We start from the raw sequence: 21,408 nt of genomic DNA, 5'->3' as shown, positions 1-21,408 counted from the left end.
AATACTGTTAGGTATAAACTTAACTATTTTATGCAATTTAAATTAATCCTTTCTACATTTTTAATTTACTTCCAGTTAAGGGTAATATTAAATATAATTCCCACAAATTATATTTACAATGTTATCGAAACTTTCGTGCCATCTTTTGCTCTGACTTCTAGAATTTCCAGCCCCCTGTATTCCTTAAGCAGTCCAATACATTTTGAAAGCTGTTTAAAATCAATTATTTCAATATATTTTCTGTGTCTTTCAGGAATATTTCTTTTTATAAAAGATGAATTCACCATAGCTACTCCAAATTTCAAAAATACAAGCGGTATAGGCATTATAAATCTTATACTTCCAGTTCTTATATACACTTTCATAGCTGCACTTCCTATTCTATGCTAACTTCTACTATGTCACCATCTGCACTTTTAACATCTACTATATTTCCTGAAAGTCCATTGTCTATGGCTTCTAAAATAAGATCCAAATCTATACTCTCCATTCCTTTTACGTCGTTATTTATTGGAAGTTTTCCAACAGTTTTAAGAATTACCTTTATAAATTTTACTGGAAGTTTTACATTTACATTATCCCCTTCATGGGAATTCACTTTTATTTTCAGCATCTTGTTCATTATGTCACCCTCATCTGCAATTTGAATATCGGTATTTTTTTCCTTCAATGACTCTATAATCTCCTGAGCCTTATCAGATGTAAGTTTTCCCTCCTCCACCATTTTTAATACTCTTAATATTTCCTCATTCATTTTATCATCCTCCTTTTTATACTACTGATTGAGCATTTTTATAGCCTGATCTGCATTTATTTCTCCATTTTCCAACATATCCACTATTTTCTTTTTACCAGTCCCTGTATTTTGTGATACACTATGGCCCAAAGCCGCTATTACTTCATCCAGTTTCGACCTTACAGTCGGGTAAGATATGCCAAGTTCTTTTTCAACATCTTTTATATTTCCTCTGTTTTTTAGAAACACCTCTATGAATTTAAGTTGATCTTTGTTAAGATATTCAAACTTTGACATTTCAAACTCATTTTCAATTACAGTACTGCACTTTGGACAATAAAGTTTTGAAATTAAAAGTTTTGATCCACACACCGGACATTTCTCAATAACTTTATACGTCAAGTTATCACCTTCCTCTCTAAACATAGTATATCATATATTTTTAATATATTCAATATATTAATTAATAATATTATGTTTTATTTAAAAATATATTAATATATTTAAAATTTATATTAATATATTTAAACAATAACCTTTAGATCCTTAAAGGAGCTTCTCATGGAATTCATCTTCCATAAAAAGCTCCTTGTAATCAACTTTTCCACTTGTTTATCTAAATAATTTCTACACCTTTCAAGACATTCAATTATTGAATATTATCCATTATTCATCTTTCCAGTCTTCAAAAAATACTCCAGAATAACTAATTGGCATATATATTAGAAAATTTTTCTTTTAAATCCCCTTCCGGCAAAACAGGAAGAATATATGCAATATTACTTTACAGGCTCCATCTGCAGGTAAATTATAAATTTTTAGCCAATATAGCTCAATTAAATTTCATCCAGTGACTTTTGCTTTGTTTCAACTCCCAACAGGGCAATAATAAATGCTACTATTATAAGCACACATCCAAGTGCCATAAAAACAGCTTTCGTATCATAATTTTTAAGTATCCATGCTACTCCATATGGGCTGAATATAGTCGCCAATCTTCCTACCGCATTACAAAATCCTGATCCTCTTAGCCTTATATTTGTAGGAAACAATTCTGGAACATAAATAGCAAGGCCGAGTGTAAGAAGTATATATATAATTATAGTTAGAAAAAAACCTATAGTTAGTATTATAACCATAATACTCTGTGAAGCATACGTATATCCAAGTATTCCTGCTATAAGCATAAATACAATAAGGCACCATTTACGTCCCAGTTTATCTACTATAAAGCTTCCAATTAATGCACCAAGAGGGGCACCTATCATCATTATAGTTGTATATCCTAATGATCTAGAGACATTTATACCTTTTCTCAAGAAAAATGTAGGTGCCCAGCTTACAAAAGTATATATTAATGTATTTATTGCAACTAATACTGCACATCCTACAATAGTTCTCGAAATCATATTTTTACTAAATAAATCCCTAAATTCTCCTGATTTTTTATTACGTTCTTTCTTTATGACATCTGGCTGTGATATAGAACTGCTTAATTCCTTTTCTGCCTCACCGTAAAATATATCTACAACATGCTGTGCATTTTCCTCCATTCCTTTGGACTCATACCATCTTGGAGATTCTGGCATATTTTTTCTCAAGCACCATACAACTATAGAAAACAACCCTACAAATACAAACATCCATCTCCAACCAAACCTTGGTATTATAAGATATCCTAGAAATGCAGCTGCCGGCGTAGAGACATTTGTTATGAGAGAAAGCATGGACACCCACTTTCCCCTTGTTTTTGATGGCACAAACTCTGCAAGCAATGCATATCCTGTAACAATTTCAGCACCAAGCCCAATTCCCATTATTCCCCTGCATGCTATTAAAAAAATCATATTAGGTGAAAATGCAGCTATAAGAGATGCCCCACCAAATATTAAAAGATTTAACTGATATGAAAATTTGCGTCCAAAGCTATCACCTAAAAATCCTGTAATAAGTGAGCCTATCAAAAGCCCTACAAAAGTTACGGAAATAAACGTAGCATTTAAGCTTATGTTTGACCATCCACTTTTCAATAGCACTCCCAAAACTCCTCCTGCCAGATATACATCAAACCCATCTAAAAATATTCCAAGTCCAATGAGCCATAAAATTTTATAATGCAATTTAGATACTGGAACATAATCCATTTTTTCAGAAATACAATTTACCCTTTCCATTAAGATACCTCCGTATACATAGACTAAAATTAATATTTTTATATAATTTCACTGGCCAGTAAAAATTATTTTTTAGAATTAAGTATAAAAAATAGACCTTTCCATGGGGCGAAAGGTCTATCGCGGTACCACCCAAATTTATAACTTGAATATTTTAACGGCATCATCGATGATTGTCGGCAGAATCTTACTGACTTTTTCAGATTGCAATTTAAGGGTGAGTTTCAATACAATATAAATGTGTTTTTTCACCATGAACACTCTCTTTAAAATATATTTATATTTACTTATCCCTGGCATTATTTTTGTAATATTAAATTGTCTGTAAAATAAAAAAGCGGCATTCGTTTCTCTTGGAGCGAAAAACAAATACCGCGGTACCATCCAAATTTTTTCTCTATAAAATAACGGATTAAACCGATACAGCCTACTCATATTTCAGCTGATAAACTCGAGGACGAGTTTTCAATATATAAATATTGTGAATTTACAGCAAACATCACTCTCTTTAAATATTATATATTTACTTGATTCCTGTCATAGTCTTTAAACATGATTTTTAAATTATAATACTAATTTTCTGTATTGTCAATACAGTACAGAAACATTCTCCAAAATTTTATTGATACTCTTTAATAATCATGTAATACAGTCATAATGCACAAATAATATATTAGGAATATAATAAAATTAATTAAAAATTAATTTTATTAGGGGGAAACTTCAGATGAAAAAAATCACAAAATATTTATATATAATATCATTCGATGGCCTTTCTACCTTAGATTTTAAATATATTTCTTCCTTGCCCAATTTCAAAAAATTTCTTTCCAGGGCATCTTACTGCAAAAACGTATATAGCGTTTATCCATCCTTAACATATCCTGCACATACTAGCATTGTGACAGGAAAATATCCTAAAAATCACAGAATAGTAAATAACACCTTATTGCAGCCCAGTAGAAAGTCACCAGATTGGTATTGGAATAGACAATATATAAAAGGAGATACTATCTATGATCTTGCAATAGATGAAGGTATGAAAGTAGCAGCTCTATTATGGCCGGTTACAGCAAAATCCAGAATACAATATAACATGCCTGAAATTTTCGCAAATAGATTCTGGCAAAACCAAATTGTCGTATCCTTGTTAAATGGCAGTCCATTATTTCAATTTCAGTTAAACCGAAAATTCGGTTCCTTGAGAAATGGCATAAAGCAACCCGAATTAGATAATTTTACTCATAAATCATTTTTGTATACTATAAAAGACAAAAAAACTGACATAACATTCGTCCATTACTCTGATTTGGATTCAATGCGCCATTGCAATGGGTTTTATTCTGATGAGGCAAATGCTGCACTTTCAAGGCATGATAAAAGATTAGGCGAAATAATAGACACTTTAAAGGAAAATAATATGTATGAAGACAGCACAATAATAATTTTAGGTGACCACAGCAGCCTGGATGAGGATAAAATAATAGACCTAAATGCATTGTTAAAAAATAATGGATATATTGATACAGATAGAAGAGGGAAAATTAAAAACTACCAGGCGATAGCTAAAAATTGTGATGGTTGTGCTTATATTTATTTAAAAAATAAGGATGATAAATTATTAGTGGACAAACTATGTTCCTTAATAGATAATTTTAATACAAAAACTCAGTGTATCGAAGAAATATACAAAAGAGATATTGTAATGAGATTAGGTGCTGATCCAAACTGTGCTTTTATGGTTGAGGCAAAAAAAGGATTTTATTTTCTTGATGATGTAGAAGAAGACATAATAAGATATATAAAACCAGGAGATGAAAATATATTACATAACATTACAAGAGCTACTCATGGATATTTGCCTTACAAAAAAGACTATACAACTATTTTTATGGCAAGTGGCCGAGGGATAAAAAAAGGTATTGTTATAGATAATATGAATTTGATTGACGAGGGACCAACTATAGCAAAATTGCTTGGGATTGAACTAAAAGATGCAGATGGAAAAATTATTGATGAAATATTAGAATAATCAATTATAGAAAATTTCAATAGAAAAGAACATACCTTATGATATGTTCTTTTCTATCACATAGGAATGGTACTTTTGACACACAAATAATTAGTTATTATATTTTAATAAAAATATCTTTATTAATCTCTACTAGCTACTAAAACATTTAATACTGTATCTATTATCTGATTAATAGATGGGAATCTTGAAATATGTTCTTTATCTCCATTATCTACAAAAGTAAAACCATCACCTATCAAAGTTTTTACATTACGCTGTACACTCGGACTATTGTACATTCTATCATTAATATGAGTAGCTATGACTTTAGGAACACGTGTTGACATAATAATTGTTGACAATAAATCATCTGCAATTCCATTAGCTGCCTTTCCCAAAATATCCGCAGAAGCAGGTGCAATTAAAAGTAAATCTGTATCTTGTGAAAGAGATTTATGACCTTTTTCCCATGATTTCGGCAAGTCAAATGCCCTAATTTGGATAGGGTGATCAACACTTCTTTGTACCATGAGAGGTGTCACAAAATTAGTAGAATTTTCAGTCATAGCAACATACACATCTGCATGAAGTTTCTTTAATCTAGCAATTACATCTAAAGCCTGTATTGCCATACTACATCCAGTAATACCAACTACTATTTTTTTGCCATCAAGCATACTTACACTTCCTTCATTTTGAATTTTACAATACTATATTAAATTTTAATTTAATTATATCATTAAATAGTGTTTGTATTATATTATTTTTAATCTTTTATATGAAAAATTAAAAAACTGATATATATTCTCTACTTTTTCGTTCATATTAATTTTAGTATTTTTTCATAGCAATAGAATACCTTCTCCTTTCCAAAAAAGCTAATCTTTCCAGTCATATTATAACCACATTTTTTAAGCAATTCATTCATTTTTATGTTTACTGAATAGGTATCTGTTTTTAAATACCTTATGTTGTTCTCTAAAGCTAGTTCATCAGCAAAATTCATTAATTTAGTGGCAATTCCAATCTCTCTGTAACAAGGATTGACAGCCATTCTATGAACAACCATACAATCTTCATCCAATGACCAGTTCACTCTGTTGTACTCAACTGATTTCGTTTTATTAATACATACAAAACCTAACAAACTTCCACCTATTTCTGTTACATATAAGTTTCTTTCCTTGATATCATTTACGAAGTCCTTTTCCTGAGGATAACTTTCATCCCACTGAGTGTTATTGTAATTTCGCATCTCTACAATAGTTTTATTTATAATTTTCATAATTCTTTTTATATCTTCTATATTTGCCTTTCTTATCATAATATTCTCCTAAATATTTTTTAAGTTTATCCAATGGATTTCAACATTTTTTCTCATTTTTTTAACCAATCTCACAACCAATTCTTTTTCCTTTACACTGAAATTATTAAAACAAGTCTGAATATTTCTATTTTCTTCTTCAATAATAAACGTATATATTTCTAATGCTTTTTCTTTCGGATAAAGTCTCCATATTCTTTTATCAATACCATCTCTTTTCTTATATATATATCCTAACACTACAAGTTTTTGTACAGCCTTTGTTGTCGTTGTCTTGTCTACTTTTAAGAGATTTGATAAATCAGCTTGATTAATTCCAGGATTTTCACATATCCTAGTTAAGAACGCAAATTGGCCTTTTTGTAAATTTATTTCTTTAAACTTAAGGTCACTTATATAATTAATACAACGCGACAGGGTTCCTATTTCTCTCAATATATTACTACTCAATGCTTTAATAGATCTTCACCTCCTATTAGTTGAAAATTCAACTATATACTTATGGTAATGCAACTTAGTTGAAAATTCAACTATATGTTCTCTTCATAGTCGATACAAATTATTTGCTTTTTTATAGGTATCCAAATTTTACTTATATAATTTAACAAAACTTTACATTGTTTTAATATACATAGTTTAATATATAATCATAAAGTTATAACCATACAATACATAATCATTATTTTATAATTAGGAGATGTTTAATATGGATGAAAAATATTCGGAATTCGCTGCAACATTGTTAGATTGTTTACCGAACTTGTTTGACGAGCCAATAGCCTGTGCTATTACCGATATTGAAAAAATTATTAAATGTAATAATAATGATAAATTTCCTGAAATGCATGAAGGCGATTCACTTCCAGAACAAGCTGTTCAGGTAATTAAAGAAAAAAAATCTTTAGTAAAGTATATAGATGAAAAAGTTTATGGAATACCCTTTATAGGCTATGCAACTCCAATAAAGGATAAAAGCGACAATGTTATTGGAACTTTTATATTGGCAAAAAGTTTTGAAACCAACAAAAAAATTGAAAATTTATCTAATAATCTTTCTGAATCACTAGAAAATATATCAGCAGCTATAGAAGAATGTACTGCTAATGTTCAATCAGTAACCGAAAACAACAATAATATGATTTCGGAATTGGCTAAAACCGGTGAAAATATGAAGGGTACCAATGAAATTATAAAAATTATAGATGAAGTTTCAAATCAAACTAATCTCCTTGGGTTGAATGCAGCTATAGAAGCCGCTAGAGCCGGTGAAGAGGGCCGTGGATTCAGCGTAGTTGCACAGGAAATAAGAAAACTATCCAATAGGAGTACTGAATCAACAAAACGTATAACAGAAATATTAGATAGTATAATTAAATCGGTTCAACTCATTGACAATAGAATAAAAGAATCCAACAAATCCTTTGAAAGTCAGGCAGCGGCATTTGAAGAAATTTCTGCTTCCATTCAAGAAATAACCCATGGCTCCAGTGTCTTGAAGGAACTAATCAGTAATCTACATAAAGAATAAGATATTTTATCTACATTCTATCAATATGAGATTATCCCTTAATAAATATGAATAAAAGGCCTATTGGCAATATAATTGCTATTGGCCTTTCCTTTATTATGCCTATAAATTATTATGCCTATAAATATTTGCACATATCATATAATTTGGGAAGAAACGTCTATTTTTTCTGCAAAATCACTTAAATTCTGGGCTTCCTTTGAAATTCCAGAGGTAACTTTATTACCTAGAAGCAAAAATGATAAACAATGCTATAAAAAAATCATATCAACTATTTAAAGAAATATTTTAATATCTACTTCCAGTACCTTTGAAAGTTTGTCCAATGTTTTTATAGAAGGTATAGTCCTTCCAACTTCAAGATCTGAAAGGTATGTATTGGATATACCCGCTTTTTGGGCCAGTTCATATTGTTTCATGCTTTTTTTCATCCTGGTTTTTTTGATTTTTTTACCTATATTGTCCAAAATCCCACCTCCATAATATTATTATATGATAATTACGTATTAATACAAGTAATATTTACGTATATTATGTAATATTTTTAGTCTTAATATACTATTTTACACTTCTTCTAATTTTGTTTATACTTTAATTATTACGTTATTTACGGAATAAAAGGAGCTATATTATGAGTATTATAGGAACCAAACTAAAAAAGATTAGAAAAGCCAATGGACTTTCACTAAAAGAACTTTCTGCTAGAATTGACAAAAAGATATCTATATCATTTCTAAGTGATATAGAAAATGGCAGGAGCAACCCTTCCTTTGAAAAGCTAAACCTCATTGCTGCTGCCCTTGAAACTCCTGTTTCTTTTTTCATAGAAGATTCAGAGAACAGTGTGTTCTCCGATGCTGATAATGATGCTGATTTCATGCATGTGATCAATCTGCTTCAGAATTTTAAAAGTTGGAAAATAGAGGATAAGAAGGAACTGCTTTATTATCTTAAGGCTAAAAAGATAATCAGAGATAATAGAAATATTTAGAGAGGTTTAATAATTGTATGATGGAGAGGCAAATACATATCCATTTGTCTCTTTCATATTATTCTACTATATAAGTATAGATCCACATAACTATTATAAAGTAGATTTTATTCCAAGTATATCCAACATTTTTTTAGGATTGTTAACAAATGATTTCATTATTTGATAAGCTTCAGTATCCTCATAATCAACTTTTCTCAATTTATCATCCAATCGATAAATTACAGAATTTGGATAAGCCAATACCTCTAAATCTATTCATAATTAATGACATAAAAGATTCACCATGAGATTGTGAGTGCAATGAATTTCCACCATATGATCCAATAGCATCTATATCATCAATATTGGAAGCTAAATTATAGAAACTTTCCGCTCTCAGGAAAAAGCCATCTTTAGGTATTTTAGTTCCTTTAATCAATTTCAAAGCTTCCCATAAATCAGAGTGAGTGTTTCTTGTTGCAAAATTAAAATTTTTAGATCCTCCCTCAGGATTGAAGCCATATGCTACTGCAATTGCTTCAAGTATGGTGGATTTACCAGTTCCATTCTCCCCTACTATATATGTTAATTTAGGATGAAATTTTATAATAGATAAATTTTTTATTATGGATAAACAATATGGGTATTCAGAAAATGTATCTATTTTTTCTGTGTTTAATCGAACTTCTCTTATAAAATAATTAGTGTCCATTCAATTCTCCTCGTACTTGTATAAATATTATTCACCACATTTTGCCATTATAGATCAGTTCACAAATTTCTCCTTAATATCCAGTGCAGTACCTCCAACTTTAACTCTACAAATTTTATTATTTTTAATTGATAATGATGTCAGTATTTCAGAAGGTCTTTTCATAGAATACCCCTGCTCAAAAATCATTTTTCTTGCATAGTTTTCTGAAACAATGCCATACTTGTATAAATAACAGCTCAGGGCACCATTTGATGTCCCTGTTGCGGCTTCTTCATCTATATTATAAAGTGGAGCAAAATTTCTACAACTCGCAGTAGCCAAATTTTCTGTTTCCAATGTAAAAACATGATAACCAATTACATTACAATTCTTTGATATATTTGAAATCTTATGAAAATCCGGATTTATACTATATAAAATCTTTAAGGACTTAACTGGAATCATAATATCTTTTAATCCGGTAGATACAACTCTAATTGGAATATCTTCAATTATGTCTTTCTCATTAATATTTAGAGAACGAGCTACTTCCTTTGCATCAATTATTTGATAAAATTGAGGTTTAGACTGATCCATAAAAATCATATTATTTCCGCACTCAATATTTAAAACTCCAATTTTTGTCTCTATTGTATATGTGTTCTCTTTAATAATTTTCTTGTCCATCATTAAAGAAAATGCTCCAATAGTTGCATGTCCGCATAAATCAACTTCACTATTAGTAGTAAAAAATTTAATTTTAAAATCAGCTATTTTTGATTTCATTACAAAAGCAGTTTCTGAAAGTCCAACTTTTAAAGAAATATTCTGCATTTCCATTTTAGATAAACTGTCGGCATTTAAAACTACTCCAGCTGGATTTCCTCCTCTTTCTGTTTTGGCAAATGAATTTAATGTATAAACTTTTACCTTCACTATTATCTACCCTTCTTTAAATGAAATCAGATAATCTTTTTATTTTCTATATAAAAAAATAAGATATCTCAACTAATAGATATCCAAAAATTTTATTGGTGGTTGTATTTATATTTTATATGCCCTACAACTACAGACATAAAATCATACTCATAATTTCACCTTTTATTGCACAGAAACTTTTGTTCTGCATAATTGTGTAAGTAATTAGCCTTATCTAATATATTAATTATATCACTTAATCTGCTTAATGTCAATTACACATCATTACAAAAATGCTTGACCACTGCAATTTCTATTGAAAACGACTTTAATAAAAAAGTATTGATTAAAAATTATATAGGAAATATAATAATTAATGTATATTTTTAAAATAAATTATCTACTTTATGAATTATGAATATTGATAGGAAAGGAATTATATAATGTCAAAGAAACCTAGTATTTTTACTTCAAGTGTTATAGCACTTATTCTTCTTAGTTTTATTTTAGGCACCAGTGAATTTATTGTTATAGGTATCCTACCAGATATTTCACGGGATTTAAATGTTTCTTTGTCTGTGGTTGGATCCATTGTATCTATATTCGCTTTTACTTATGCAATCGGAACCCCTATAATTACAGCGTGTACAAGCAGCATAAATCGTTATAAACTTTTATTGCTGATGAATATAATATTCATTCTGGGAAATTTTATAAGTGCAGTAACACCCTATTATAGCCTTTTAGTAATTTCAAGAATTTTAACTGCTATTGTATCAGGTGCTATAATCTCATTATCTATGACCTTTACTAGCGATGTGGCTATTCCAGAAAATCGAGGGAAAGTTGTTGCTTGGATATTTTCTGGTTTCAGTATAGCTTCAATTGTAGGTGTACCGGCAGGAACATTTCTGAGTCATTTATTAGGCTGGCATTCCGTTTTCTTTGCTATTTGCATTATAAGTGGTCTTATTACATTTTTTTAGCATATAGCTTACCAAAAAAATATAATGTCCAAAAGTCAAATATGATGCAACAACTTTCATTAATAAAGGATAGGCGCATTCAATTTGGTTTTCTAATTCCAATGTTCGGAGCAGCTGCAACCTACGTATTTTATACATATTTAACACCAATTTTTGTCATAAAATTAAACATAGAGCAAAGTTACCTTGGTATATTTCTATTTATATTTGGTATCTGTTCAATTATAAGTAACCTGCTCTCTGGAAAAATTGCGGCATCGAATGGAATGAAAAAACTACATGTAGTATTTATACTTCAAACTATTTTACTCGTATTTTTACCAGTATCCTTTTTGTTTGTTCCTGCAGGATTAGCAGATATATTTGCTCTAGGCGTGATAATGTATCTAATGAATTCCCCAGTTCAAATTTATTTTTTGGATACAGCTGCTCTATATTATCCAACTTCAATTAACCTGGCTTCATCAATAAGTCCAGTTGCATTTAATTTTGGCATTTCGCTTGGATCGCTAACCGGGAGCTTTGTTGTTGCACACATTGGTTTTACATATTTAAGCGTGTTCGGTGCGTTCTTTTCTTTTGTCGCTTTCCTGGCTGTATATTGCTTGAACAAACAAATCAGAAACTTTTCAAATGTTACTGTAAAAAAGAAAAACATTTGTTGATTTAAAGTCAATAAATGCTTTGTCTACATCTAGTAAAGCTTGGTTTATTAATAACACACCGAAATATCCTATCATAGTAATAACACTTTGGATATGAAAAACAAAAAAAGTTTTAAAAGCCCTCCATAAACTTTATAATAAAATAAAGGATAATAACTGAATATATAATATATTTTATTTTACTTTTGAATTTAAGGAGGAAAAACATGGAATGGGAATATGAAGATGGAAGAATCTACAGCTTAGGTGAAAACAATGAACTTATGGCAGAGACAACTTTTTTAACAAAGAAAAATGGAGAAGTTGATATTAACCATACTTACATTAATCCTGTATTGAGAGGTCAGGGAATGGCAGGAAAAATGATGAACGTGGTATCTCAGTTCCTGAGGAAAAATGAACTTAGGGCTGTTGCAACTTGTCCTTATGCAAATGACTGGTTAAAAAAGCATAAGAATTCCTACAGGGATATAATATCTGAAAAATTTAAATAGGAAGTAAAATGTGTGCTTGAAGTTAAAGCTGAAAAATCTTATTTTAATGATCCTATTTCTTTACATTATCAATATAATAGTGAATTCCACTCTTAGTATAGATATATCCTTTTTATAATTATATAGTACTATTGTATCAAATAAGTTACATATATCAAGGAGGCTATTTTATGATAAAAAAAATACTGTTACTTGGAAATGAGAATCTATATAAAAAAAGTTTGCCAATTAAAAAGATGGAAATAGCCACAATAAAAAGAACTGTTTCAGATCTACACGATACCTTAATAAACTTTCGGGAAAGGTACAATGCTGGCAGAGCAATTGCCGCTCCACAGATTGGCATATTTAAAAGATTGATATATATGTATATTGACAAACCCATGGTTTTTATCAATCCCGTACTTAATTTCGACAATGACGAGATGATGGAAGTTATGGATGATTGCATGTCCTTTCCCAATCTCCTAGTAAAAGTTAAACGCCATAGAGAATGTATCATAACATATAAAGATATAAATTTCACAGATAAATCAATAAAGCTTCAAGGAGATTTATCAGAATTAATACAACATGAATATGATCATCTTGACGGAATACTGGCAACAATGAGAGCTATAGACAACAAGTCTTTCTATTTAAAAAGCAAATGAAAATAAAGTTTATTTTATCAGAAATGATTTAAATCATACTAAATGCTATAAATGCCTTGTACTTGAATAAGCTTTTCAAGTACAGGGCATTATCATTCTATTCAATTTTAAATTTAGTAGATACCGTATTTACAAGAATATCCAGTCTTTGCATTGTATCTTTCGTAAGATTTGAAACCCTGGATGACATCTCTACCAGCCCAGTAGTTTCATTTGATATATTGTCTGCCCCATTAGCCTGTTCACTGCTGCTGTGAGATATTTTACCCAAAAGTCTTGACACGCCCTGAGTGGATTCAAGAAGTCTTTTGGAAGTCGCACCAAAATCCACTACAATATTATTTATATTGGACAAGTTTTCACTGGATTCTTCATTTGAATTGACAATTTTATCATATTCATTGAGCACTCTATTATCTATAAACTGAAGTATTTCATTAGAACTCTCTGATAAATTATTTACTGCCTCTAATATAAGTTTAGCAGTTTCCTGTATTTTAGATACTGTATTCTCTGAATCCTCAGAAAGTTTCTTTATTTCATTGGCCACAACTGAAAATCCTCTTCCTGCCTCTCCAGCTCTTGCTGCTTCAATGGAAGCATTCAGTGCAATTAAATTAGTACTTTCATTAACATCAAGTATTGCATTTGAAAGTTCATGTATCTGTTCTACAGCTTTTGATTTCTCTATAGCCTCCTGCAGGCTCTTCCTAGTTCTTTCATAAAGTTCCATGGTATCTTTTCTGGAAGTCAGGGCTCTGTGTTTCAGATCATCTGAAACTTTATTTGCATTTTCCACAGCTTGGATACCATTTTCTGCCTTTTCGGCTATACTTTTTGCAGCATTTTCAATATTATTGGAAAATGAATTTATTTCTTCCGCCGAGGATGCAGTTTCTTCTGTAATACCTGACAGCTGATCGGCAGTGAAAGATATTCCCTGAAGGCTCTTGTTCAAGGTTATCATCTCCAAAGAAACTTGTTTCATCTTTCTAATTACATCTGTAGATTGTTGTATAATCTGTTTAATCACATCTATCTGGGTCCTTTGCATAGAATTTACCATATTTGCAAGATTACCTGATTCGTCCTTAATATCAAGCAAATCTTTTGGTACACTACCTGTAAAATCTCCCCTGGAAAATTTCTTAATATATCCTGTAATTGCAACTATAGGTTTTGATATACGTCCTGCAATCAAAATTGCAATTAGTACACCTGCAATTATAAACAATATTATGGTAACAAATTCAACTATACGATATTTTACCAATTGCTCCATTACTTCTCTCTTAGGCACAGATATGGCAAGAGACCAGTTAGTACCTTTAACCGGAGTATATCCCAAATATTTTACGGTTCCATCCCTGTATATGTACTCCCCTGAACCACTTTCACCGGCAATCATCTTCTTTTCAATTTCCATTAGGGTCTTTAAATCAGGGTTATTTTGACTTTTCTTTATCACATCTTCCCTTTTGACTACAATAGACTTGTCCTTATTGGCTACAGTTCTCCTGCTTTTGCTAAGCATGAACGCCGTACCTGTTTCTTTGTATTTAACATCACTTATAAGCCTGCTTAATTCATTTCCATCCCTTGTAGCAATAAGTACTTCTTTTACTTTTCCATTTTCCTTTATTGGAACAGCATAGGACATGACCAGAATGTTTCCCGACTTTCCCACAATAGGATCCGAAATAGCACTTCTACCTGCCAGAGCTTCCTTGTAATTATCCCTGTCAGACAAGTTTGCCTTTACACCATCTGTATATATTACATTTCCATTTATATCTCCTATTCCCATACTTATATGACCGCTTCTTTTTACTTCATCTTTTAATATGTTCAATTTATCGGAAGTAGGCAACACGTCACTTTTTATATAATAGTTGTTGGCCAGGGCTTCCATGGAATCCAGCTGTGATTCCACCTTAACTTGTACAACTTTAGCTGTTTCTCTGGCCATCTGCTCAAGTGATTCAGTTGCCGAATCTTCAAGAACTTTATATGATTCAAAATACGATATTCCACCAATTCCTATGCATACAATCAATAACAAAATTCCAAAAAATACAGCCATTTTCATCTTGATACTTTTAAATTGTAATATAAAATCATCTCCTTATCTATAATGATTACCAATTTCAATTATAATATATTATAATTAAGTAAATCAAGGGATGCATAAATTTTACCTTCCATTAATTTCATTGCTATACTGCTTTTTTAACCAATTATGCAATTGTAATATAATAAAATATCACGTATAATAATTATATTATTGAATTTATGTATTTTTATGGGGTGGTGAAATCTATAAATGTATGAAGAAGATTATATAAAAAGACTCATAAAATCCATCGCTCAAATGGCAGTTGCCATCGTTGCTGGACGAGATGCTGTACAAAGTAATATTAAGCTGGATAAATTTAATATATCCATTTCTGAAGATGGATTACTGGAAATGATGGTTAGAAAATATGTAAGTGATGGTAAAATTAATGAAGCCCAGGATATGATAATTGAAGCCATAAAATCACATAAGTCAAAGCAGAATTACAAAATAGCCTTATTATTTTACGAAAAAATCAACAAGTGGGATAAAACTAAACTCAGCAAATGTAATTTTTCAAAGCAAAAAATAATAGAGGGATTAAAAAATATAAATAAATTATATGTCCAACCTTATTAAAAAAGCATCAATTTTTTAATCTAATTCATGATGGACTGAAAGAATTAACTCTGCATTATTACTGTATGGCAATCGCCATACCCATCCCAGTTCTGTCTCATTTGTTCAAATTCTTGTCTTTTATATTCATTTTCCTGCAAAGTCAAAGAAAGAGATTCAATATTTTCATACACTAAAACAACCAGTATATCAAGCGATCTTACTTTTTAAAATCCGTTGAAAACTCGAGCTTACTCCTTTCTATTGAGACTTTCATTATTATTTGGAGTAAATCCGGTGATCCAGCAGCAGAGCTTGACAATGTGGGAAATTCTATTCAGACTTATTGCATCTACCAAAGCAAAGCGAGAAGAAAATATGATAGAACATGTATATGAAATAATATCATTAATTCTGCCCCAATACAAATATGGGGCATACCCTTTTCTTTTTGTTAATCACTCATATTATATATTTTATACTTGATTCATCAAAGTATTTTCTGATATTTTCTCTGAAAAACTCTTTCATATAGTTCAATTCATCATCTCTATATACATATTTGCCATATCCAAACTGACCATATTTAAATTTCCTGATTTCTTCTTCCATAGGCAGCATTGTTTTAGGATACACTGTTAAAATATTTTCTTTTGCCCTTCTGGTAAACCTATGGGATATTATTTCAAAAGAAATTGATGAATTGCAAAAAATATTTCCTATCTTATCTATAACATTTCCGTATTCAGTTTTCCAATTAGAGTACAAAAATACTGGTGCAATTATAAAGCCAACATTATATCCGGCATCTAAAACTTTTGTGGCCGCATTTATTCTATCTTTAAGTTCAGGAGTTCCATGTTCAAACTCGCTTATTATTTTATCTGTATTTATACTGAATCTTATGGTAGTTTTCCCATTGTGATTTAAATTGAGAAGATTATCTACATCAGTAAATTTAGTCACAAATTTAAAATACCCACTTTTACTTTTTCCAAAATGCAATATACATTTCTTCAAATTCCCTGTATAAGGCTCAACAGGAACAGGATCGGAAGTTGCTGCACCTTCAAATACTGTTATATCCAGCAGTCTCTCTTCAATATATTTATCTGCCCTGCTCAATATTTCATCTATATTTATATAAACCTTTGTATACGGCTTTTTGCCCATTTGAGTATTAAGATAGCAATATTCACACATTCCCATACAACCACTTACCAATGGTAATTGATAATGTGCAGATGGCTTGCATGATTGAAACTTATAAAACTTTCTAATTCCTACTACTAATGTACTCTTACCTTGAAAGTACATTTCAGGAGCTGTATTCCCCGGTATCTGCGTTATTCTTCCACTTTTAGAAAATCCCAATTCCACATCTTTATGTTTAAAATATTCCATTATCTTTTTCCCTGTTTCATACTCAAGGGCTGCATTTTGAAATATAACTCTTTTAGGACGAAACAATATAATTCACCTCAGAAATATTATGTGATTATAATTAAAAATAATTCTTTTTTATAAAAGGATAAATCTGTTAAGTACTGTCCTATTTCCAGGTCACATCCGCCTGTTTTCGTGGAACCGTTCTAAGATATCTTACATCAGGATATCCTATTATCATGCAGGTTACAAGTTCTTTTCTTCTTTTAATCTGAAGAAAATCAACAATATCTTTGCTCTCATTTGCTGCTTTTACAAAAAATCCGCTAAAAAGGACTCCGAGTCCCAACGCATCAGCAACAAGTTCCATATTTGACGATGCCAGTGCTGCATTTACTTGAGATGAGGCTGTAACAGCAATCACTACCGATGCATTAAAAAATATCCTGTCATTTTTAGGATTTTGTCTGTAGTCTTCACACATCTTTATCCATATTTCTGCATATCTCCTATATAGCCTGGCCTCAAGAGTTTTACTTTCAAGCACACTATGAGCCAGCCTTTCCATATTTTTAAATGTAAGATCTTTCAATTGTTTTAAATTATCCCTTACAACTATATAGGATACATCCTGCGCATTACTGCCTGTTTCAGTAAATCTACCAGCTTCTATTATCTTGTCAATCTTCTCCTGTTCTACTTTCCTATCTTTGAACTGCCTTATACTCCTTCTGAATTTTATGAAATTCAACATATTATCTGCATCTATTGAAAAATTTTTTACATTATACTCTTTTACATCGCTCATGTCATATTCATCCATAGATACAGCCCCCTTGGGACAGACTGCAATACAATGTCCACACTTGATACAATAATTACCATTGAGTTCTGCTTTACATCCATTCATCTCTATACACCTTGGAAAGCAGTCCTTAACACACTGTCCACATCCTATACATCTTTCAGTATCTATTTTTATCATTTTTAGTCCATCTCCCTTTTTCGATTCTTAGGCACAAATATTCTACCACTTTTATTATACCAAGTACTTGCTCAACTATCACATTGTTTTATCATACATTTTATAGGCAACTATATATGCTATAAGGAAAACACATACCATAACCAAAAGCACTTCCATTAAAAACGGATAAAAAATACCTCCAACAAGTCCAACTACATATAATACAATCAATAATACAATTGTAGCCATTTTAAATGCCCTGTTGCTAATTTCCTGTATTCTTTCATCTGTATTGTTCAACCTGCTTTTTTTCAATTTTTCGTCGTCAGCCAATATCAATTTATTTTTTATCCATAAAACACAAGAGACACCCATAAAACCAACTCCAACGCCTGTATAAACTCCAAGCATATGAATGTTTATTGGGACTGCCCATATATTTTTAGCCAAAAGGGCAACTGTCAAGGTAATAAGTCCTATAATAAAGAGTGCTTCACTTATTCTCATTCTTGCCTTTATTACTTTTTTATACTCATCATTATTACTAGCTTTACTACTGCAAAACAACCATTTCATATATTTTCATCCTCCCTATCAAAAATAAATATTTTTTCAATTGAAGTTCCAAAAAACTGGGAAATCTTGTGTGCCAGTATAAGAGATGGCTTATATCTCCCATTCTCAATAGATATAATTGTCTGTCTTGTAACATTTACAGCATCCGCAAGTTCGCTTTGTGTAATTTTTTTCATTTTTCTTAATTCATGCATTCGTATCTGCAATTTATCACCTTTCTTTCTCTGTATAGTTTAGTTTACATTTATAGTATAGTAAACTATACATTTTATGTCAAGCTTATTTTACATTTAGATTTAAAAGGAAAACACTTATTGATTTTAATATAGTCAATAAGTGCTTTCTTTTTTAATGAAATATTTCCAATAATCCTGCCAGCAATACTACAGTGCAATCAAAACCCTCATGATATTCATTCCTTTATATATTAATATTGTTCTTTACTGTTTTTTCTACAGCAATTATAATAGAGCTTCTATTGAAATTACTTTTTTCATTTCCATATATCTCTCTGTATAAGGCCTTTACCAACAATTCAATATCAATTGTATCTCTTATCCTAACAGCAAATTCCTCGTCAGTTTCATAAGGTTTTTTTACCAGTCCTATTGTTTTCAATCTTTTCAATAAATAAGTATATAATGGTATCAGAGATTCACTATAAACTATACTTTTAAGTATAAATTTTTTTCTTAAAAGTTTGATTACGATACATATCAGGCTTATACAAGCAATTGCAACTGCATATTTATAATTTTCGACTTTTCCTAAAATATGAATATAATTTTTATCTGCTGACCTTTTTTGCTTATTTTTAACCTCAGTCTTTTGCTGTGATTTTGGAATTGCTTTCGTTCTGCCATTATACTGAGTTTCTCGCATCTGGCTTTTTTCATTGTTACTTTTAATATTCCCACTTGGCAAAGTAGTATTTGTATTGCCTACTGAACCTTGCTCATATCTTGGAGTAGTTTCAAGTATTGACCATGTACCTTTATCAGTCGATGTAAGAACTTCACACCATGCATGAGCATCCGAAGACCTTAAAATATATCTGCCCTTGCTGTCCTTTTTTCCACTAACTTTAAAACCTTCCACATATCTGGCCGGTATACCTGCAGCTCTGCATAACATTACAGCCGCAGTGGCAAATGACATACAATATCCCCTCTTTTCATTAAACAAAAAGAAATCTACATAATCTGGAGAATTGTCGCCCATTGGATCAGGTTGTAAATTATATGTATAATTACTAAGCAGATAATTTTGAATGAGCTTTAGTTTCTCAGTATTATTGGATGCTTTTGATGTTATTTTATATGCCAGCTTTTTCACTCTGTCAGAACTTGTAAAGCTTAAAGCATTATTAATCAGGCTATAATTCACATTATTAATATTAACTTTCCCATGGATATTATTTATATCATTCTTATATTTTGACTTCATATATTTTTCAAAAGTTTCCATACCAGTGTAGTCATAGTAATCTATACTATAATTTAATAAATTTTGTCCTACCAAATAATTTTCATTGTCATACATTGTAATATATGAATTTTTATTTGAAATCACTTTTTTTATGTAATTGGGTGATATCATAACATTTGAAAAATCATTGTTTAGGTTTCGGATAAAGATAGTTTTAATTTTAATATCATTTTCTTCGTTATATTTAATATTCTTTTTGAAAAATTCACTGTTGTCTGCTATGTTGGGTACATTATAATGCACTAAACTATTAACATCCAGTATATTCTTTCCTATTATTATAGGAAGTTGTATATTTTCTATCCACCTATTATGATTATATCCATAATATACTTTTGTCCTTAAATACTTAGGAACATCCCCACTTATCAATGAAATCTTTGTATTACTCATCTGAAGTTTCTTACCTAAGAAAGATATATTTCCTTCATTGATTCCAATAGTAGAAAAATTGTAAATCTTCGTTCCCTCAACATTAAACATACTACTGAGTTTATACTCCATATTATCTGCTTCTTTTCCCGATCTGTCTGGAGCAAATTTAAATACAATACTAGATAAAACAATGCTTATTATAATATAGTATATAATTATTCTTTTACCGTAATTTTCTCTTGATTTTTTCCCAAAATCATACTTGTTTAAACTTATAAAAACAAGAAATACATATAAAAATAGTACATTTTTTACAGCCGAATCAAATTCCAATAAACCATATAATATCATTACAAAGGTGTTGATCAGTATTACTACTACACCCTTCTTCAACTTAAATAAGATCAAATAAATGCTTGTTATTATAGGTATTACCAAAAAATAAAACGGGTAAATTAATGAAAATTGAACATATGAGTTCACAGCAACTATATCGTTTATTTTTAGTGCCCTGTTTTCCATATTATTGAAAATAATTATAAAATAAGAATACCTATAGATGCCTATAAATATAGACAATGCAATAAATATAATTAATAAAATCAAAAAAGTTTTCTTTTTCTTACTTAATATGTAATTTATAAGTTCAAATACTGCTACAGTTCCTATAAACAACAACATTATATATTTGTAAGGAATATCTACAACGCTATAAGCTCTGCTAGCCAGAATAACAAGTAATACAACATTCAATATGGATATAGGAATATATAGTCTTTTCAT

At 30.2% G+C, this 21,408-nt stretch carries 24 protein-coding genes, 1 pseudogene and 2 other annotated features; of the genes and pseudogenes, 8 read left to right on the top strand and 17 right to left on the bottom strand.

Features of this window, described 5'->3' with window-relative positions; all coding sequences use genetic code 11:
* Nucleotides 1-113: 113 nt before the first annotated feature.
* From ACSVC9_RS05120 to ACSVC9_RS05105, 4 genes are all read right to left on the bottom strand, one after another.
* On the bottom strand, nucleotides 114-365 hold the full coding sequence (locus tag ACSVC9_RS05120) for a hypothetical protein (RefSeq protein ID WP_446899275.1): 252 nt from the start codon (nucleotides 363-365) through the stop codon (nucleotides 114-116).
* 11 nt (nucleotides 366-376) lie between these two features.
* Nucleotides 377-754: an SHOCT-like domain-containing protein gene (locus tag ACSVC9_RS05115; protein ID WP_446899274.1), complete on the bottom strand. Its 378-nt coding sequence runs from the start codon at nucleotides 752-754 to the stop codon at nucleotides 377-379.
* Between the two features lie 21 nt (nucleotides 755-775).
* Entirely contained in the window at nucleotides 776-1,138 is a 363-nt protein-coding gene (locus tag ACSVC9_RS05110; RefSeq protein ID WP_446899273.1) for a DUF2089 family protein, read from the bottom strand.
* Nucleotides 1,139-1,572: 434 nt separating this feature from the next.
* Nucleotides 1,573-2,910 carry an MFS transporter gene (locus ACSVC9_RS05105; protein ID WP_446899272.1) on the bottom strand — a complete coding sequence of 446 codons (1,338 nt, stop codon included), beginning with the start codon at nucleotides 2,908-2,910 and terminating at the stop codon, nucleotides 1,573-1,575.
* 101 nt (nucleotides 2,911-3,011) lie between these two features.
* Nucleotides 3,012-3,219 (bottom strand) — a binding site (T-box leader).
* A gap of 42 nt (nucleotides 3,220-3,261) precedes the next feature.
* Nucleotides 3,262-3,460: a binding site (T-box leader), on the bottom strand.
* Between the two features lie 177 nt (nucleotides 3,461-3,637).
* Between ACSVC9_RS05105 and ACSVC9_RS05100 the strand changes: the two genes are divergently transcribed.
* The gene (locus tag ACSVC9_RS05100) at nucleotides 3,638-4,942 is read left to right on the top strand and encodes an alkaline phosphatase family protein (protein WP_446899271.1); all 1,305 of its coding nucleotides are present in this window, start codon (nucleotides 3,638-3,640) and stop codon (nucleotides 4,940-4,942) included.
* A 122-nt stretch (nucleotides 4,943-5,064) separates the two neighbouring features.
* Here ACSVC9_RS05100 and ACSVC9_RS05095 read toward each other — a convergent pair whose 3' ends face one another.
* The 3 genes from ACSVC9_RS05095 to ACSVC9_RS05085 form a co-directional block, all read right to left on the bottom strand.
* Nucleotides 5,065-5,601 (bottom strand): flavoprotein, encoded by a 537-nt coding sequence (locus ACSVC9_RS05095; RefSeq protein ID WP_446899270.1) that lies wholly within the window; start codon nucleotides 5,599-5,601, stop codon nucleotides 5,065-5,067.
* 143 nt (nucleotides 5,602-5,744) lie between these two features.
* Nucleotides 5,745-6,248: a GNAT family N-acetyltransferase gene (locus ACSVC9_RS05090; RefSeq protein ID WP_446899269.1), complete on the bottom strand. Its 504-nt coding sequence runs from the start codon at nucleotides 6,246-6,248 to the stop codon at nucleotides 5,745-5,747.
* A 9-nt stretch (nucleotides 6,249-6,257) separates the two neighbouring features.
* Nucleotides 6,258-6,698 (bottom strand): MarR family winged helix-turn-helix transcriptional regulator, encoded by a 441-nt coding sequence (locus tag ACSVC9_RS05085; protein ID WP_446899268.1) that lies wholly within the window; start codon nucleotides 6,696-6,698, stop codon nucleotides 6,258-6,260.
* Nucleotides 6,699-6,954: 256 nt separating this feature from the next.
* On the opposite strand from ACSVC9_RS05085, the gene ACSVC9_RS05080 reads away from it, so the two are divergent.
* Nucleotides 6,955-7,776 (top strand): methyl-accepting chemotaxis protein, encoded by an 822-nt coding sequence (locus tag ACSVC9_RS05080; protein WP_446899267.1) that lies wholly within the window; start codon nucleotides 6,955-6,957, stop codon nucleotides 7,774-7,776.
* Nucleotides 7,777-8,051: 275 nt separating this feature from the next.
* Here ACSVC9_RS05080 and ACSVC9_RS05075 read toward each other — a convergent pair whose 3' ends face one another.
* Complete coding sequence (locus tag ACSVC9_RS05075) at nucleotides 8,052-8,243, bottom strand: helix-turn-helix domain-containing protein (RefSeq protein ID WP_446899266.1); 192 nt, start codon at nucleotides 8,241-8,243, stop codon at nucleotides 8,052-8,054.
* A gap of 164 nt (nucleotides 8,244-8,407) precedes the next feature.
* Here ACSVC9_RS05075 and ACSVC9_RS05070 point away from each other — a divergent pair, with 164 nt between their 5' ends.
* On the top strand, nucleotides 8,408-8,767 hold the full coding sequence (locus tag ACSVC9_RS05070) for a helix-turn-helix domain-containing protein (RefSeq protein ID WP_446899265.1): 360 nt from the start codon (nucleotides 8,408-8,410) through the stop codon (nucleotides 8,765-8,767).
* A 93-nt stretch (nucleotides 8,768-8,860) separates the two neighbouring features.
* Here ACSVC9_RS05070 and ACSVC9_RS05065 read toward each other — a convergent pair.
* Nucleotides 8,861-9,461, bottom strand: a pseudogene (locus ACSVC9_RS05065) (AAA family ATPase).
* 54 nt (nucleotides 9,462-9,515) lie between these two features.
* Entirely contained in the window at nucleotides 9,516-10,379 is an 864-nt protein-coding gene (locus tag ACSVC9_RS05060; RefSeq protein ID WP_446899264.1) for a PhzF family phenazine biosynthesis protein, read from the bottom strand.
* A 425-nt stretch (nucleotides 10,380-10,804) separates the two neighbouring features.
* Between ACSVC9_RS05060 and ACSVC9_RS05055 the strand changes: the two genes are divergently transcribed.
* The 4 genes from ACSVC9_RS05055 (at nucleotide 10,805) to ACSVC9_RS05040 (ending at nucleotide 13,159) form a co-directional block, all read left to right on the top strand.
* Entirely contained in the window at nucleotides 10,805-11,347 is a 543-nt protein-coding gene (locus ACSVC9_RS05055) for an MFS transporter (protein WP_446899263.1), read from the top strand.
* A 41-nt stretch (nucleotides 11,348-11,388) separates the two neighbouring features.
* On the top strand, nucleotides 11,389-12,012 hold the full coding sequence (locus ACSVC9_RS05050) for a hypothetical protein (protein WP_446899262.1): 624 nt from the start codon (nucleotides 11,389-11,391) through the stop codon (nucleotides 12,010-12,012).
* Between the two features lie 206 nt (nucleotides 12,013-12,218).
* Nucleotides 12,219-12,506, top strand: a complete 288-nt coding sequence (locus ACSVC9_RS05045) for a GNAT family N-acetyltransferase (RefSeq protein WP_446899261.1) — start codon at nucleotides 12,219-12,221, stop codon at nucleotides 12,504-12,506.
* A gap of 170 nt (nucleotides 12,507-12,676) precedes the next feature.
* Nucleotides 12,677-13,159 carry a peptide deformylase gene (locus ACSVC9_RS05040; protein WP_446899260.1) on the top strand — a complete coding sequence of 161 codons (483 nt, stop codon included), beginning with the start codon at nucleotides 12,677-12,679 and terminating at the stop codon, nucleotides 13,157-13,159.
* 97 nt (nucleotides 13,160-13,256) lie between these two features.
* Here the strand turns inward: ACSVC9_RS05040 and ACSVC9_RS05035 are convergent, their stop codons facing one another.
* Nucleotides 13,257-15,248, bottom strand: coding sequence for a methyl-accepting chemotaxis protein (locus tag ACSVC9_RS05035; RefSeq protein WP_446899259.1), 1,992 nt, complete (start codon nucleotides 15,246-15,248; stop codon nucleotides 13,257-13,259).
* Nucleotides 15,249-15,482: 234 nt separating this feature from the next.
* On the opposite strand from ACSVC9_RS05035, the gene ACSVC9_RS05030 reads away from it, so the two are divergent.
* Nucleotides 15,483-15,854: a DUF6483 family protein gene (locus ACSVC9_RS05030; RefSeq protein WP_446899258.1), complete on the top strand. Its 372-nt coding sequence runs from the start codon at nucleotides 15,483-15,485 to the stop codon at nucleotides 15,852-15,854.
* A gap of 44 nt (nucleotides 15,855-15,898) precedes the next feature.
* Here the strand turns inward: ACSVC9_RS05030 and ACSVC9_RS05025 are convergent, their stop codons facing one another.
* From ACSVC9_RS05025 to ACSVC9_RS05000, 6 genes are all read right to left on the bottom strand, one after another.
* Nucleotides 15,899-16,027 (bottom strand): hypothetical protein, encoded by a 129-nt coding sequence (locus ACSVC9_RS05025; protein WP_446899257.1) that lies wholly within the window; start codon nucleotides 16,025-16,027, stop codon nucleotides 15,899-15,901.
* Nucleotides 16,028-16,295: 268 nt separating this feature from the next.
* Nucleotides 16,296-17,303, bottom strand: a complete 1,008-nt coding sequence (gene splB / locus ACSVC9_RS05020; RefSeq protein ID WP_446899256.1) for a spore photoproduct lyase — start codon at nucleotides 17,301-17,303, stop codon at nucleotides 16,296-16,298.
* Nucleotides 17,304-17,385: 82 nt separating this feature from the next.
* Entirely contained in the window at nucleotides 17,386-18,204 is an 819-nt protein-coding gene (locus tag ACSVC9_RS05015) for a nitroreductase family protein (protein ID WP_446899255.1), read from the bottom strand.
* A gap of 78 nt (nucleotides 18,205-18,282) precedes the next feature.
* Nucleotides 18,283-18,762 (bottom strand): DUF6442 family protein, encoded by a 480-nt coding sequence (locus ACSVC9_RS05010; protein WP_446899254.1) that lies wholly within the window; start codon nucleotides 18,760-18,762, stop codon nucleotides 18,283-18,285.
* Nucleotides 18,759-18,956, bottom strand: a complete 198-nt coding sequence (locus ACSVC9_RS05005; protein WP_446899253.1) for a helix-turn-helix transcriptional regulator — start codon at nucleotides 18,954-18,956, stop codon at nucleotides 18,759-18,761. Before ACSVC9_RS05005 ends, ACSVC9_RS05010 begins: the two co-directional genes overlap by 4 nt.
* A gap of 226 nt (nucleotides 18,957-19,182) precedes the next feature.
* Complete coding sequence (locus ACSVC9_RS05000; RefSeq protein ID WP_446899252.1) at nucleotides 19,183-21,408, bottom strand: transglutaminase-like domain-containing protein; 2,226 nt, start codon at nucleotides 21,406-21,408, stop codon at nucleotides 19,183-19,185.

It is taken from the genome of Clostridium sp. LBM24168 (genome assembly GCF_052953915.1).
Note: the sequence above shows the minus strand (reverse complement) of the source record. Positions and strands in the feature narration are given on the sequence as shown.

Coding starts and splice junctions, on each gene's coding strand:
- ACSVC9_RS05070 (WP_446899265.1), top strand. CDS start 8,408: ATGAGTATTATAGGAACCAAACTAAAAAAGATTAGAAAAGCCAATGGA.
- ACSVC9_RS05040 (WP_446899260.1), top strand. CDS start 12,677: ATGATAAAAAAAATACTGTTACTTGGAAATGAGAATCTATATAAAAAA.
- ACSVC9_RS05050 (WP_446899262.1), top strand. CDS start 11,389: ATGATGCAACAACTTTCATTAATAAAGGATAGGCGCATTCAATTTGGT.
- ACSVC9_RS05045 (WP_446899261.1), top strand. CDS start 12,219: ATGGAATGGGAATATGAAGATGGAAGAATCTACAGCTTAGGTGAAAAC.
- ACSVC9_RS05105 (WP_446899272.1), bottom strand. CDS start 2,910: ATGGAAAGGGTAAATTGTATTTCTGAAAAAATGGATTATGTTCCAGTA.
- ACSVC9_RS05095 (WP_446899270.1), bottom strand. CDS start 5,601: ATGCTTGATGGCAAAAAAATAGTAGTTGGTATTACTGGATGTAGTATG.
- ACSVC9_RS05005 (WP_446899253.1), bottom strand. CDS start 18,956: ATGCATGAATTAAGAAAAATGAAAAAAATTACACAAAGCGAACTTGCG.
- ACSVC9_RS05115 (WP_446899274.1), bottom strand. CDS start 754: ATGAATGAGGAAATATTAAGAGTATTAAAAATGGTGGAGGAGGGAAAA.
- ACSVC9_RS05080 (WP_446899267.1), top strand. CDS start 6,955: ATGGATGAAAAATATTCGGAATTCGCTGCAACATTGTTAGATTGTTTA.
- ACSVC9_RS05010 (WP_446899254.1), bottom strand. CDS start 18,762: ATGAAATGGTTGTTTTGCAGTAGTAAAGCTAGTAATAATGATGAGTAT.
- ACSVC9_RS05055 (WP_446899263.1), top strand. CDS start 10,805: ATGTCAAAGAAACCTAGTATTTTTACTTCAAGTGTTATAGCACTTATT.
- ACSVC9_RS05090 (WP_446899269.1), bottom strand. CDS start 6,248: ATGATAAGAAAGGCAAATATAGAAGATATAAAAAGAATTATGAAAATT.
- ACSVC9_RS05030 (WP_446899258.1), top strand. CDS start 15,483: ATGTATGAAGAAGATTATATAAAAAGACTCATAAAATCCATCGCTCAA.
- ACSVC9_RS05000 (WP_446899252.1), bottom strand. CDS start 21,408: ATGAAAAGACTATATATTCCTATATCCATATTGAATGTTGTATTACTT.
- ACSVC9_RS05120 (WP_446899275.1), bottom strand. CDS start 365: ATGAAAGTGTATATAAGAACTGGAAGTATAAGATTTATAATGCCTATA.
- ACSVC9_RS05015 (WP_446899255.1), bottom strand. CDS start 18,204: ATGATAAAAATAGATACTGAAAGATGTATAGGATGTGGACAGTGTGTT.
- ACSVC9_RS05100 (WP_446899271.1), top strand. CDS start 3,638: ATGAAAAAAATCACAAAATATTTATATATAATATCATTCGATGGCCTT.
- ACSVC9_RS05035 (WP_446899259.1), bottom strand. CDS start 15,248: ATGAAAATGGCTGTATTTTTTGGAATTTTGTTATTGATTGTATGCATA.